Source organism: Streptomyces sp. NPDC101152, assembly GCF_044768275.1.
In the GTDB taxonomy this organism is placed as follows: Bacteria; Actinomycetota; Actinomycetes; order Streptomycetales; family Streptomycetaceae; genus Streptomyces.
On record NZ_JBIWPO010000062.1, the window covers coordinates 1 to 12,100 of the forward strand.

Below are 12,100 nucleotides of genomic sequence, written 5' to 3' on the forward strand. Positions count from 1 at the left end.
GATACGACGGGCCAGGGTCAACAGCTCCAGGGTGGGCTTGCGGACGGCACCGTCCACGTGATCGACGTAGACGAGAACTTCAGCCATGAGAATGCTCTCCTGCACAATGCGAAGTCTGAGGGAGGACGGAAAGGAGGGTCAGCCTCGAGCGGGCCGCTGACCCTCAGATGAACTTCTGGCTCGCGAGGAACTCGGCGAGCTGCTTGCCGCCCTCGCCCTCGTCCTTGACGATCGTGCCCGCGCTCCGCGCCGGACGCGCCGCCGCGGCCTCCACGACCGTGTACGCGCCCGCGAGACCGACCTGCTCGGCGTCGATCTCCAGGTCGGACAGGTCCCAGGACTCGACCGGCTTCTTCTTCGCCGCCATGATCCCCTTGAACGACGGGTAGCGCGCCTCACCCGACTGGTCGGTCACCGACACCACCGCCGGCAGCGACGCCTCCAACTGCTCCGAGGCCGCATCCCCGTCCCGGCGGCCCTTGACCACACCGTCCGCGACGCTCACCTCGGACAAAAGCGTCACCTGCGGCACCCCCAGCCGCTCCGCCAGCAGCGCCGGGACGACCCCCATGGTGCCGTCGGTGGACGCCATCCCCGAGACCACCAGGTCGAAGCCGGCCTTCTCGATCGCCTTCGCCAGCACCAGCGAGGTACCGATCGCGTCCGTGCCGTGCAGGTCGTCGTCCTCCACGTGGATCGCCTTGTCCGCACCCATCGACAACGCCTTGCGCAGCGCGTCCTTGGCGTCCTGCGGCCCCACCGTCAACACGGTGATCTCCACGTCGTCATCGGAGTTCTCGGAGATCTGCAGCGCCTGCTCGACCGCGTACTCGTCCAGCTCGGAGAGCAGACCGTCCACGTCGTCCCGGTCGACGGTCAGGTCATCGGCGAAGTGCCGGTCGCCGGTGGCGTCGGGCACGTACTTCACAGTGACAACGATCCTCAAGCTCACGCCGGCTCTCCTACTGCATCGTCAATTTCGGTGCTGCCTACCTTCAGGCAGCATAGGCGCCACAAGCGGCCGATCCCGATCGGGGCGGCCCGCGCTCCGAGCGAAATATTACTCACCAGTACACCCACCTGGTTCCCGCTAAGCAAGCGCTTTGAACTGTGACCTTTGCAACGCAGCGTAATCGGAACTCGACCGCTTCGCAGGGAAGCCGGCGCGGGATCAGTCGCGCAGACCGTTGAACCGGCCCTGGTGGTAGAGGAGAGGACTGCCGGGGCCCGTTGGGTCACCGAGGGCGACCTCGGCCAGGACGATGCGGTGGTCCCCGGCGGGGACGCGTCCGACGATCCGGCACACCAGCCAGGCCAGGACGTCGTCGAGGACGGGCACGCCCTCGGGGCCCTCGCGCCAGGCGGTAGGGGCGCCGAAGCGGTCGGCGCCGCTCTTGGCGAAAGTCGCGGCGAGTTCGCTCTGATGGTCGCCGAGTATGTGGACGCCGATGTGGTCGACCGTCGATATCGCAGGCCAGCTCGAGGCGCCGGTGCTGATGCCGAAGGAGAGCAGCGGGGGTTCGGCGGAGACGGAGGTGAGGGAGGTGGCGGTGAAGCCGACCGGACCGGCGTCGCCGCGCGCGGTGATCACGGCGACTCCCGCCGCGTGCCGCCGGAAGACGGAGCGCAGCAGGTCGGGAGAGGCGAGCTGAGGGGTGCCGAGGTCGGACGTGGCCGTCATGGAGTTGTCCTTCTGCGAGGGGGAACGAGCGGGGTCGTGGCTGCTCAACAGCCCGGACAGCGCGCGCTCGCGTTGCGGGCGAGGTCGACGTGGACCCGCCCGTACAGAAGGAGTTCGATCGGCATGTGGTCAGGCTGACGATAGATGGCGCGCCCAGTCAAGTACGTTCCGACATATGGGAGATGCCTCACCGTCCGCGTCACAGCCGTCAAACCGCCTCTCCCAGCGCCGCGATGACGTCGGCCTTGCGCGGCTGCCCGGTGGCGCGCCGGACGACGTGGCCGTCGGCGTCCAGGACGAGCACGGTCGGCGTCTTGAGGATGTCCAGTTCGCGTACGAGGTCCAGGTGGTCCTCGGCGTCGATCTCGACGTGGGTCACGCCCGGGACCATGCCGGCGACCTCACCGAGGACCCGGCGGGTGGCCCGGCAGGGGGCGCAGAAGGCGCTGGAGAACTGCACGAGGGTGGCGCGCTCGCCGAGTTCCTCGCCCAACTCCGCGGCACCGAGCCGCTTTCCGTCGTCGCGCCCACGCACGCGTACTCTCCCGTTCCGCCGCCGATGCAGCACTCCGTAGGCGCCCGCCAGCGCGAGCACCACCACACACACCACAAATCCGGTCATCCACTGCTCCAGCGTTCATGAGACTGCAAAGATTCCCGTGGCCAGAATCCGTTCCCCATGCGGAATGCTTGGTTCATGGACATCGACGTGAGGGGCCCGCGCTTCGGGGCGGCCCTGACGACCCTGGTGCTGGCCATTGTGCTGATCACCGGGAGCGCCTGGCTACTGGCCTGGCAGACGCTGGCGTTCGCCCTGGGCGCGGCGGGCGGGGTGGGCCGGTCGCCGTACGGGTGGCTGTTCCGCACGGTCGTACGCCCCCGGATCGGGCCACCGAGCGAGTTCGAGTCACCGGAACCGCCGCGGTTCGCGCAGGCGGTGGGGCTCGTCTTCGCGGGCGTGGGGCTGGTCGGCTACACGCTGGGTCCCGACTGGCTGGGGCTGGTCGCGACCGGGGCGGCGCTCGCGGCGGCCTTCCTCAATGCGGCGTTCGGGTACTGCCTGGGCTGCGAGATGTACCTGCTGGTGCGGCGGGTGGCGGTGCGTGCGGAGTAAAGGTCCATTAAAAAGCCGAGGTGGATCACCTGGCCGACGTGACGAGGATCTCGCCGCCGTACGGCACCAGGACTGGCCAGCCGTTCGTTCTTCGGGCACGATCTGCGCAATGCCGTAAACCTACGGCTGCGTAACTTCCCGCCGGGAGAACCCTTCCCTGGCAGAGAGAAGGGTCCACCGCGTCCATGGCTGAGCTTGTCTACCGCCCCGTCATCGGTTTCGCCCAGACGCTGTTCAAGGTCTGGGACCTGAAGATCGACTGCAAGGGGTCGGAGAACATTCCGCGCTCGGGCGGTGCTGTGCTGGTGAGCAATCACATCAGCTACCTGGACTTCGTCTTCGACGGTCTGGCCGCTCTGCCGCAGAAGCGTCTCGTGCGTTTCATGGCGAAGGAGTCGGTGTTCCGGCACCGGATCTCGGGCCCGCTGATGCGGGGCATGAAGCACATCCCGGTGGACCGCAAGAACGGCGAGGCGGCCTACCAGCACGCGCTGGAATCACTGCGTTCGGGTGAGATCGTCGGCGTCTTCCCCGAGGCGACCATCTCGCAGTCCTTCACCCTGAAGAGCTTCAAGTCGGGTGCCGCGCGCATGGCCCAGGAGGCCGGGGTCCCGCTCGTCCCGATGGCCTTGTGGGGTACGCAGCGCCTGTGGACCAAGGGGCACCCGCGCAACTTCAAGCGCAGCCACACCCCGATCACGATCCGGGTCGGCGAGGCCATAGAGGCCTCCAAGGACAAGTACGCCGGCGCCATCACCCGCCAACTCCGCGAACGGGTCCAGGAGCTCCTGGAGGCCGCCCAGCGCGCCTACCCGGTCCGCCCCAAGGACGCGAACGACACCTGGTGGATGCCGGCGCACCTGGGCGGCACGGCCCCGACTCCGGAGGAAGTGAAGGCCGCGGAGGCGCAGGCGCACTGAGGACGGCTCGACAAGCCACCCGTGCCCCGGCCCAAGATCTCCGCCACGCGCGAGAGGGGATCCGATGGACCGTCACATACGCACAGTCGAGGATGTACTCCGGCTCCTGGACGACCTGTTCGCCGACGGAGGCGATCGGTGGACGGCGGATGCCGGGTCCTGGTGGGACGCGTTCTACGCGGACCGGTCGAGGCCGGTCCCGTTCTTCGCGGCGAAGCCCGACGAAAACCTGGTCTCCTGCGCCGAGCGCGGCCTGCTCGCCCCCTGTCGCGCCCTGGACCTCGGGTGCGGGCCCGGCCGCAACGCGCTGTATCTCGCCTCCCTGGGCTTCGAGGTGGACGCCGTCGACCTGTCGCCCGCGGCCGTCGCGTGGGCCCGCCGGCGGGCGGCCGAGGCAGGCGGCGAGGTCCGCTTCCTGACGGGGGACGCCTTCGCGCTGCTCGGCGGCGAGCTCCAGGGGCCCTACGACCTGATCTACGACTCGGGCTGCTTTCACCACCTGCCCCCGCATCGCCGCATCAGCTACCTCGCGCTCCTCGATCAACTCCTCGCGCCCGGCGGCCTGTTCGGCCTCACCTGTTTCGCCGCCGGGGCCATGGGCTCGGAACTTCCCGACGCGGCCTTCTACGAGCGCGGCCGCCTCGAAGGCGGCCTGGCCTATACGCCCGAGTCGCTGCGCCGGCTGTTCGGCGACCTGACGGAGGTGGAGATCCGCCGGATGCGCGACGAACCGCCCGACTCCCCGCACTTCGGCGAGCCGTTCCTCTGGACGGCCCTGTTCCGCCGTGCACCGCACTGAACGGGCCGCCACTGGGAAAGCGGCCTGCCTCAGAGCGAGGTAGGGAGGTTCTGCCAGAGGTGCGGCCGGTCGGGGGCGTCCTTGAGAGCCTTCAGGACGGCCGGGTGCGGTTCGGCGTACAGGACCGGATGGTCCGTCTCGCCGGACTCCGGGTCCGGGATCCAGGCCAGCCGCTCTCCGTCGAGGGAGAACCGGGCGTCCACTCCGGGCTTGTTGCCGCGCGGATCCTGGCGGTGCCAGGCCCCGTGGAAACGGACGGCGACCAGGCCGTGCACCACGTCGAACTTCTGGTAGCAGAGCGCGGTCGGGATGTCCTCCGCCCGCAGCAGGGCCGCCAGCGCGTGCGCCTTGGCGTAACAGATGCCCGTCCCCTGCTCCAGTACGTCGGAGGCGCGCCAGGTGACCCGCATGTCGCCGGAATCCTGTGAGTGCGGAATGGTGTCCCGCACGAACTCGAAAGCCAGCCGCGCATAGGCATACGAGTCCGCGGCGTCCTTGGCAAGCCGTGCCGCCGTCTCCCGCACCACGGGGTGATGGTGGTCGACGACCTCGTCGGCGGCCAGATAAGCGGACAGGTCAGGGGTGTTCTGGATCAGCTCCATGCTCGCAGAGCATAGGAACGCGACCACCACAGGGTCAATGAATTTTCATTCACTCGCATACCTATGCACTATCGGGCGTGCCATCTCCTCCTTCAGCGCCGCCAGGAACGCGTCCACGTCCTCCTCGGTGGTGTCGAACGCGCACATCCAGCGGACGACGCCGGCGGCCTCGTCCCAGAAGTAGAACCGGAACCGCTTCTGCAGCCGCTCGCTCACGTCGTGCGGCAGCCTGGCGAACACCCCGTTGGCCTGCACGGGGTAGAGGATCTCCACTCCGTGCACGGCGCGCACGCCCTCCGCCAGCCGCTGGGCCATCTCGTTGGCGTGGCGGGCGTTGCGCAGCCACAGGTCCTTGGCGAGCAGGGCCTCCAACTGCACCGAGACGAAGCGCATCTTGGAGGCGAGCTGCATGGAAAGCTTCCGCAAGTGCTTCATGTGGCTGACGGCGTCCTGGTTGATCACCACGACCGCCTCGCCGAAGAGCGCCCCGTTCTTGGTCCCGCCGAGGGAGAGGATGTCGACGCCGACCGCGTTGGTGAAGGTCCGCATGGGGACGTTCAGAGAGGCGGCAGCGTTGGCTATGCGGGAGCCGTCCAGGTGGACCTTCATGCCGCGCGCGTGGGCGTGCTCGCAGATCGTGCGGATCTCGTCGGGCGTGTAGAGGGTACCGAGCTCCGTGCTCTGGGTGATGGACACCACCTGCGGCATGGCGCGGTGCTCGTCGTCCCAGCCGTACGCCTGCCGGTCGATCAGCTCGGGAGTGAGCTTGCCGTCCGGCGTCGGCACGGTGAGCAGCTTCAGTCCACCCATGCGCTCCGGCGCGCCGCCCTCGTCGACGTTGATGTGCGCGCTCTCGGCGCAGATCACCGCGCCCCAGCGGTCGGTGACCGCCTGGAGCGCGACGACGTTGGCGCCGGTGCCGTTGAAGACCGGGAAAGCCTCCGCCGTCGCGCCGAAATGGCTGCGGACGATCCGCTGGAGGTTGTCGGTGTACTCGTCCTCGCCGTAGGCGACCTGGTGCCCGCCGTTGGCCAGGGCCAGGGCGGCGAGCACCTCAGGGTGGGCGCCGGCGTAGTTGTCGCTGGCGAAGCCGCGGACGTCCGGGTCGTGATGGCGGCGGGCGTCGGTCTTCGGCGGGTTCACGGCTTCTCGGTCAGCCACAGACGCTTTCCGTTCACTTCGGCGGCGGGCTTGCTCCAGACGTCGACGATGGCCTCGGCGAGGTCCTTGACGTCCGTGAAGCCCGCGAACTTCGCGTTGGGGCGCTCGGCGCGCATCGCCTCGTGCACCAACGCCTTCACCACCAGGATCGCAGCCGCGGAGGTGGGTCCCCCGGCGCCCCCGGCCTTGCGGAAGGCGTCCGCGAGGGCGAGCGTCCAGGCCTCGGCGGCGGCCTTGGCGGCGGCGTACGAGGCGTTGCCCGCGGTCGGCTTCGTGGCGCCCGCGGCGCTGATCAGCACGTACCGCCCGCGGTCGCTGCGCCGCAGTCCGTCGAAGAAGGCCAGCGAGGTGTGCTGGACGGTGCGGATGAGCAGCAGCTCCAGGAAGTCCCAGTCGTCGAGGCTGGTCTTGATGAAGGTCTCGCTGCCGCGCCAGCCGCCCACCAGGTGGACCAGACCGTCGACCCGGCCGAAGTCCTTCTCCAGGTGCCTGGCCCAGTCCCGGGTGGACTCGAGGTCCAGCAGGTCGACGGGCTCCCCGGTGACGGCGGCGCCGCCGGAGGCGTAGCGCGCCGCGTCCACGGCCTCCGCGAGCCGTTCGGGATCGTTGTCGGCGGCGGCCACGGTCGCGCCCGCCTCGGCCAGCCGTACCAGCGTCGCCCGCCCCGCGGGACCGCCCGCGCCGGCGACCGCGATCACCGCACCGCTGAGAGCTCCGTTCCCCGCCATGTTCTTCGCCTCCTGCTGAGCAGTGTTCCCGGGCGCACGCAAGACGGTGCCGCTCACGCGGCGATCCGCTCGGCGCTCTCCCCCGTGATGCCCCGGGTCGACGCGATCACGGACTTCAGCTTCTTGGAGAGGGCCTCATAGAACATGCTCAGCGGAAACTCGTCCGGAAGCACGTCATCGACGAGTTTCCGGGGCGGCTGGTTCAGGTCGAGGGCGCCCGGGCCCTGGGCCCAGCGCGAGCCGGGGTGCGGGGCGAGGTAGGTGGAGACCAGCTCGTATCCGGCGAACCAGTGGACGAGCTTGGGGCGGTCGATGCCGTCGCGGTAGAGCTTCTCGATCTCGGCGCACAGCTGGTTCGTCACCTGGGGGGCGCGCTGCCAGTCGATGTGCAGCTTGTTGTCGGTCCAGCGGACGACGTCGTGCTGGTGGAGGTAGGCGAAGAGCAGCTGGCCGCCGAGGCCGTCGTAGTTGCGGACGCGCTCGCCGGTGACCGGGAAGCGGAACATCCGGTCGAACAGGACCGCGTACTGCACGTCACGGGCCTGCGGGACGCCTTCAGCCTCCAGCTTCACGGCCTCCTTGAAGGCGGTGAGGTCGCAGCGGAGCTCCTCGAGGCCGTACATCCAGAACGGCTGGCGCTGCTTGATCATGAACGGGTCGAAGGGCAGGTCGCCGTGGCTGTGGGTGCGGTCGTGGACCATGTCCCACAGGACGAAGGCCTCCTCGCAGCGCGTCTGGTCGTGGACCATGGCGGCGATGTCCTCGGGCAGCTCCAGGCCCAGGATGTCGACGGCGGCGTCGGTGACCCGGCGGAAGCGGGCGGCCTCGCGGTCGCAGAAGATGCCACCCCAGGAGAATCGTTCCGGCGCCTCGCGGACGGCGATGGTCTCCGGGAAGAGGACGGCGGAGTTGGTGTCGTACCCGGCCGTGAAGTCCTCGAACTTGATGCCGCAGAACAGCGGGTTGTCGTAGCGGGTGCGCTCCAGTTCGGCCAGCCAGTCGGGCCAGACCATCCGCAGCACGACCGCCTCCAGGTTGCGGTCCGGGTTGCCGTTCTGCGTGTACATCGGGAAGACGACCAGGTGCTGCAGGCCGTCCGCACGGTTGGCGGCGGGCTGGAAGGCGAGCAGCGAGTCCAGGAAGTCGGGCACCTCGAAGCCGCCCTCGGCCCACCGGCGCAGGTCCTTGACCAGGGCCTCGTGATAGGCGCCGTCGTGCGGCAGCAGTGGGGAGAGCTCCTCCACCGCCGCCACGACACGCCGTACGGCGGCCTCGGCGTCCGCCCGTTGGGGTGCGTCCTCGGCCTCGAAGGCGATCGATCCGTCCTTGGACTGCCATGGCCGGATCCGCTCCACGGCATCCTTGAGCACCGACCACGCCGGGTGCTCGACCACCCTGGTCGCGGGAAGAGTCTGCTTCCCCGTAGCCGCCTGCACAAGAATTTCCGTCATGTCTCATCCTCCACGGGAGAACCTCGCGTAAGAAGACCGTATACACACGAGCTTCCTCCCAGCAAGCGGGCTCTCGGGAAATTATCCTGCCCACCCACATCGTCACGGAACTTTTTCCTGCCGGACGCACGGGATGCGACTCATCCGGGTATACATGCGCGCCCGACGAGAACCGGCCACCGGTCAATGCCCGGACAACTCGCCCACGCCCGGGTGACCGCCCCGAGCGGTCCAGGCCAGGTGCGGCCCGCCCGTCACCCCAATCCGCCGTGTAGGAGCGGGTTCATCGGCAGGCCTGGCCGTTAGGCTGCGGCTCTGCCCGCGCGGCCGTCCGCTCCGGTCCGCGCGGGGCCGAGCCGCCGTCGACGGAAGCGAGTTGAACCTTGAACTTCCTTACCATCGGTCACCGCGGGGTCATGGGTGTCGAACCCGAGAACACCCTCCGTTCCTTCGTCGCCGCCCAGCAGGCCGGCCTCGACCTCATCGAACTCGATCTGCATCTGAGCAAGGACGGCGCCCTCGTCGTCATGCACGACACCGACGTGGACCGCACGACCGACGGCACCGGCCCGATCGCCGAGAAGACCCTCGAGGAGTTGCGCGCCCTGGACGCGGGCCGCGGTGAACGCGTCCCCGTCTTCGAGGAGGTCCTGGACGCGGTACGGGCACCGCTGCAGGCCGAGATCAAGGACGTCCAGGCGGCCAGGGCCCTGGCCGCGGTGATGCTGGAGCGGGACCTGGTCCCGCGGGTCGAGGTGTCCTCGTTCCACGACGAGGCGGTCACGGAGATCGCCCGGCTGGTTCCCGGCGTCCGCACCGCGCTGATCGGCAGCCGCTACGGCGTGGACATCGTGGACCGGGCGGTCGAGGCCGGTGCCGCGACGGTCTGCCTCAACATCCGCCGCCTGACGCTCGAGATCGTGGAGCGGGCCCGCAAGGCGGACCTCAGGATCATCGGCTGGGTGGTGAACACCCAGGACCACCTGCGGCTCGTACGGGCCCTGGGACTCGACGGCGCGACCACCGACTACCCCGAGATCAAGCGCACCGCCCGCTTCACCGCGTGAGCGTCACACCAGTTCCTTGACCAGCAGCTCGAACTGCAGGTCCGCGCGCTGCGGGATGCCGAAGCGCTCGTCGCCGTACGGGAAGGGCGTCATCTTTCCCGTACGGCGGTAGCCGCGCCGCTCGTACCAGGCGATGAGGTCGTCGCGTACGGAGATCACGGTCATGTGCATCTCGCTGACCCCCCACGTCTCACGGGCCGCGCGCTCCGCCTCCGCGATGATCACCTTGCCCAGGCCGCCGCCCTGGAGCGTCGGACTGACCGCGAACATCCCGAAGTAGGCGTGGTCACCGCGGTGTTCGAGCTGGCAGCAGGCGACGACGACGCCCTCCCGTTCGACCGCCAGCAGCCGGCTGTCCGGCGACTTGATGACGGCGAGCACACCCTCGGGATCGGTGCGCTGCCCCTGGAGGATGTCCGCCTCGGTGGTCCATCCGGCCCGGCTGGAGTCCCCCCGGTAGGCCGACTCGATCAGCGCGACCAGAGCGTCCACGTCGGCGTCGGTGGCATCGCGGAAGGTCAGTCCGCCGGCGGCGGTCTCCATGGGGGCTCTCCGATCTATGGCGCGGCGCGGGCAGGGAAGAGCGTAGCGCCGCCGCGGCACTAGCCTCAGGGGCATGGTGCACGTTCTCAGCAGCCGGACCCTTCTGCGGCCCTCCGACCCCGAGCGCTCACGCCGCTTCTACGGCGAGCAGCTGGGCCTCGCCGTCTACCGCGAGTTCGGCACGGGACCGGACCGGGGCACCGTCTACTTCCTCGGCGGGGGCTTCCTGGAGCTCTCGGGGCGATCGGAGTCCGGGCCGTCCCCGGCGGTGCGGCTGTGGCTGCAGGTACCGGACGCGAACGCGGCGCACGAGGAGCTGAGCGCCAAGGGGGTCGAGATCGCCCGCCCGCCGTTGAAGGAGCCCTGGGGGCTGATCGAGATGTGGATCACGGACCCGGACGGCACCCGGATCGTCCTGGTGGAGGTACCACCGGATCATCCGATCCGCTACCGACCGGGGATCTGACGAGGACCGGCCAGAACCCCTCGCCCTCAGGCCGGGTGGTGTTGCCAGCGGCAGGTGGTACGGGTCAGCTCCGGAAGCCTGCGGCGCGGAGCAGGTCGACGGCCGCCGTGTCGTCGGCCTGCTCGTAGGCGAGGAGGCGGTCCGTGCCGGCCGGCCGGAGCCGGTCCGCGGCCTCGGCGAGGAGCCGGTTTTCCAGGCCCTGGCCGTGGGCGGCGGCCTCGACGTGCAGGTTTCCGACGTCGGCGAGGCCCTCGGCGCGGGCGAACTGGGCCAGGCAGGCCGCCATCGGTCGGTCGCCCGCCTGCTCGGCGTCCGGCCAGAAGGAGGCCGGCGGACGGCAGACGAACCAGTCGATCTCACCGGAGTCCCGGCAGGCCTCGCCGACCTCGGCGTCGGCCCGGTAGCGCAGCAGATGGGCGGCCGCCACCACGGAGTGGCTCCGCTCGGCGACGAGGGTGACGCGTTCGGCGACCCACGGGTCGGTGATGAACTCGCCGGGCTGCCGCTCCAGGTGGCTGAGGACGGTGTTCACGGAGACGGAGAGGCCGGGGACGACGACGGCCACGTGGGCGTTGACCAGGTCGGTGAGCTGGTCGCGGTCGTCGCGGCGGAAGGGGCGCACCACGGGCAGGGACATGCGGGACCTCGGGCAGGGTCGGTGGGCTGGAGGCCGCCATGTGGTGCGGTACGGGCCGAGCGTACGGCGGTGCCGGTGCGCGAGCGGTTTGGTCGGATGGCCGAGGGACAGGCCCGGGGCTAGCGTGCTGGAGGGGCTCGGTGTGGGATCCGCTCCGGAAGGAACGCCATGAAGCTCGACAAGCCGGTGACCGGTGGACCCTGCTGGACCGAGCTGGGGACCAGCGATCTGGAGGGCGCCAAGCGGTTCTACGCTCAGCTGTTCGGATGGCGGTCCGAGACGGACCCGCGGCAGGAGGCGGGCGGCTACACGGTCGCTCACCTCGGGGAGGTGCCGGTCGCCGCGCTGACGCCGCTGTACCAGGAGTCGCAGCCCGTCGCGTGGAACGTCTCCTTTGCCGTGCCGGACGCGGACGAGGCGGCCGGGAAGGTGACCTCGGCCGGCGGGACGGTCCTCCTCGGCCCGATGGACGTGTTCGACATCGGCCGCTTCGCGGTGGCCGTCGATCCGACCGGCGCGGTCTTCCAGATGTGGCAGGCACGGTCCTTCCCCGGGGCCGGGGTGTTCAACGCACCGGGTTCGCTGGGCTGGGTCGAGCTGCTGACCCGGGCCCCGGAGCGGGCCGTCGACTTCTACACCACGGTGTTCGGCTGGAGCGTCAACGCCTCCGAGTACTACACGCAGTGGGGCATCGGGGGCGCCGACTTCGGCGGCATGATGGCGATGGACGAGAGGTTCCCGCACGAGGTGCCGCCGCACTGGCTGCCGTACTTCGCGGTGGCGGACGTGGACGCCACCGCTGCGACGGCGACCGGGGCGGGCGGCACCGTGCTGATGGAGCCCCGGTCGATGGGCGACGTCCGGCGGATCGCGGTGTTGCGGGATCCGCCGGGCGCGATGTTCGGGGTGTACGCGGAGAGCTGAGCCGCCG

The 12,100-nt window shown here is 69.9% G+C and carries 15 protein-coding genes and 1 pseudogene; 6 read left to right on the plus strand and 10 right to left on the minus strand.

What is annotated here, in order from left to right:
- The 4 genes and pseudogenes from ACIRVK_RS40220 to ACIRVK_RS40235 all read right to left on the minus strand — a co-directional run.
- Positions 1-87: pseudogene (locus ACIRVK_RS40220) on the minus strand (electron transfer flavoprotein subunit alpha/FixB family protein); the annotation flags it as partial.
- 76 nt (positions 88-163) lie between these two features.
- The gene (locus ACIRVK_RS40225) at positions 164-952 is read right to left on the minus strand and encodes an electron transfer flavoprotein subunit beta/FixA family protein (protein WP_404256223.1); all 789 of its coding nucleotides are present in this window, start codon (positions 950-952) and stop codon (positions 164-166) included.
- A gap of 219 nt (positions 953-1,171) precedes the next feature.
- On the minus strand, positions 1,172-1,681 hold the full coding sequence (locus ACIRVK_RS40230) for a flavin reductase family protein (protein WP_404256225.1): 510 nt from the start codon (positions 1,679-1,681) through the stop codon (positions 1,172-1,174).
- Positions 1,682-1,889: 208 nt separating this feature from the next.
- On the minus strand, positions 1,890-2,303 hold the full coding sequence (locus ACIRVK_RS40235; RefSeq protein ID WP_404256227.1) for a TlpA family protein disulfide reductase: 414 nt from the start codon (positions 2,301-2,303) through the stop codon (positions 1,890-1,892).
- A gap of 75 nt (positions 2,304-2,378) precedes the next feature.
- Here ACIRVK_RS40235 and ACIRVK_RS40240 point away from each other — a divergent pair, with 75 nt between their 5' ends.
- The 3 genes from ACIRVK_RS40240 to ACIRVK_RS40250 all read left to right on the plus strand — a co-directional run bounded on the left by ACIRVK_RS40240 (position 2,379) and on the right by ACIRVK_RS40250 (position 4,514).
- Positions 2,379-2,795, plus strand: coding sequence for a DUF4395 domain-containing protein (locus ACIRVK_RS40240; RefSeq protein ID WP_404256229.1), 417 nt, complete (start codon positions 2,379-2,381; stop codon positions 2,793-2,795).
- 185 nt (positions 2,796-2,980) lie between these two features.
- Positions 2,981-3,715, plus strand: coding sequence for a lysophospholipid acyltransferase family protein (locus tag ACIRVK_RS40245; RefSeq protein ID WP_404256231.1), 735 nt, complete (start codon positions 2,981-2,983; stop codon positions 3,713-3,715).
- A gap of 64 nt (positions 3,716-3,779) precedes the next feature.
- Complete coding sequence (locus ACIRVK_RS40250; protein WP_404256233.1) at positions 3,780-4,514, plus strand: class I SAM-dependent methyltransferase; 735 nt, start codon at positions 3,780-3,782, stop codon at positions 4,512-4,514.
- A 29-nt stretch (positions 4,515-4,543) separates the two neighbouring features.
- On the opposite strand, the gene ACIRVK_RS40255 is transcribed toward ACIRVK_RS40250, so the two are convergent.
- Genes ACIRVK_RS40255 through ACIRVK_RS40270 form a run of 4 tightly spaced genes read right to left on the minus strand, consistent with a single transcriptional unit; the run spans position 4,544 to position 8,456 of the window.
- Positions 4,544-5,116, minus strand: a complete 573-nt coding sequence (locus ACIRVK_RS40255) for a transglutaminase domain-containing protein (protein WP_404256235.1) — start codon at positions 5,114-5,116, stop codon at positions 4,544-4,546.
- A gap of 45 nt (positions 5,117-5,161) precedes the next feature.
- Positions 5,162-6,259, minus strand: a complete 1,098-nt coding sequence (locus ACIRVK_RS40260) for a threonine aldolase family protein (protein ID WP_404256290.1) — start codon at positions 6,257-6,259, stop codon at positions 5,162-5,164.
- Positions 6,256-7,005, minus strand: a complete 750-nt coding sequence (locus ACIRVK_RS40265) for an SDR family NAD(P)-dependent oxidoreductase (protein ID WP_404256237.1) — start codon at positions 7,003-7,005, stop codon at positions 6,256-6,258. The genes ACIRVK_RS40260 and ACIRVK_RS40265 overlap by 4 nt, the downstream gene beginning before the upstream one ends.
- A 53-nt stretch (positions 7,006-7,058) precedes the next feature.
- A complete protein-coding gene (locus tag ACIRVK_RS40270) occupies positions 7,059-8,456 on the minus strand; it encodes a DUF6421 family protein (RefSeq protein WP_404256239.1) in 1,398 nt (465 codons plus the stop codon).
- A 383-nt stretch (positions 8,457-8,839) separates the two neighbouring features.
- On the opposite strand from ACIRVK_RS40270, the gene ACIRVK_RS40275 reads away from it, so the two are divergent.
- Positions 8,840-9,523, plus strand: a complete 684-nt coding sequence (locus ACIRVK_RS40275) for a glycerophosphodiester phosphodiesterase (RefSeq protein WP_404256241.1) — start codon at positions 8,840-8,842, stop codon at positions 9,521-9,523.
- Positions 9,524-9,526: 3 nt separating this feature from the next.
- On the opposite strand, the gene ACIRVK_RS40280 is transcribed toward ACIRVK_RS40275, so the two are convergent.
- Positions 9,527-10,066 carry a GNAT family N-acetyltransferase gene (locus tag ACIRVK_RS40280; protein ID WP_404256243.1) on the minus strand — a complete coding sequence of 180 codons (540 nt, stop codon included), beginning with the start codon at positions 10,064-10,066 and terminating at the stop codon, positions 9,527-9,529.
- Between the two features lie 73 nt (positions 10,067-10,139).
- Here ACIRVK_RS40280 and ACIRVK_RS40285 point away from each other — a divergent pair, with 73 nt between their 5' ends.
- Positions 10,140-10,532 carry a VOC family protein gene (locus ACIRVK_RS40285; protein ID WP_404256245.1) on the plus strand — a complete coding sequence of 131 codons (393 nt, stop codon included), beginning with the start codon at positions 10,140-10,142 and terminating at the stop codon, positions 10,530-10,532.
- A 64-nt stretch (positions 10,533-10,596) separates the two neighbouring features.
- Here ACIRVK_RS40285 and ACIRVK_RS40290 read toward each other — a convergent pair whose 3' ends face one another.
- A complete protein-coding gene (locus ACIRVK_RS40290) occupies positions 10,597-11,169 on the minus strand; it encodes a GNAT family N-acetyltransferase (protein ID WP_404256247.1) in 573 nt (190 codons plus the stop codon).
- 168 nt (positions 11,170-11,337) lie between these two features.
- Between ACIRVK_RS40290 and ACIRVK_RS40295 the strand changes: the two genes are divergently transcribed.
- A complete protein-coding gene (locus tag ACIRVK_RS40295) occupies positions 11,338-12,093 on the plus strand; it encodes a VOC family protein (RefSeq protein WP_404256249.1) in 756 nt (251 codons plus the stop codon).
- The last annotated feature ends 7 nt before the right edge of the window (positions 12,094-12,100 follow it).

What these genes read in the sequence shown, in the direction of transcription:
- ACIRVK_RS40230 (WP_404256225.1), bottom strand. Translation starts at nt 1,681, where the DNA reads ATGACGGCCACGTCCGACCTCGGCACCCCTCAGCTCGCCTCTCCCGAC.
- ACIRVK_RS40235 (WP_404256227.1), bottom strand. Translation starts at nt 2,303, where the DNA reads ATGACCGGATTTGTGGTGTGTGTGGTGGTGCTCGCGCTGGCGGGCGCC.
- ACIRVK_RS40240 (WP_404256229.1), top strand. Translation starts at nt 2,379, where the DNA reads ATGGACATCGACGTGAGGGGCCCGCGCTTCGGGGCGGCCCTGACGACC.
- ACIRVK_RS40245 (WP_404256231.1), top strand. Translation starts at nt 2,981, where the DNA reads ATGGCTGAGCTTGTCTACCGCCCCGTCATCGGTTTCGCCCAGACGCTG.
- ACIRVK_RS40250 (WP_404256233.1), top strand. Translation starts at nt 3,780, where the DNA reads ATGGACCGTCACATACGCACAGTCGAGGATGTACTCCGGCTCCTGGAC.
- ACIRVK_RS40255 (WP_404256235.1), bottom strand. Translation starts at nt 5,116, where the DNA reads ATGGAGCTGATCCAGAACACCCCTGACCTGTCCGCTTATCTGGCCGCC.
- ACIRVK_RS40265 (WP_404256237.1), bottom strand. Translation starts at nt 7,005, where the DNA reads ATGGCGGGGAACGGAGCTCTCAGCGGTGCGGTGATCGCGGTCGCCGGC.
- ACIRVK_RS40270 (WP_404256239.1), bottom strand. Translation starts at nt 8,456, where the DNA reads ATGACGGAAATTCTTGTGCAGGCGGCTACGGGGAAGCAGACTCTTCCC.
- ACIRVK_RS40280 (WP_404256243.1), bottom strand. Translation starts at nt 10,066, where the DNA reads ATGGAGACCGCCGCCGGCGGACTGACCTTCCGCGATGCCACCGACGCC.
- ACIRVK_RS40285 (WP_404256245.1), top strand. Translation starts at nt 10,140, where the DNA reads ATGGTGCACGTTCTCAGCAGCCGGACCCTTCTGCGGCCCTCCGACCCC.
- ACIRVK_RS40290 (WP_404256247.1), bottom strand. Translation starts at nt 11,169, where the DNA reads ATGTCCCTGCCCGTGGTGCGCCCCTTCCGCCGCGACGACCGCGACCAG.
- ACIRVK_RS40295 (WP_404256249.1), top strand. Translation starts at nt 11,338, where the DNA reads ATGAAGCTCGACAAGCCGGTGACCGGTGGACCCTGCTGGACCGAGCTG.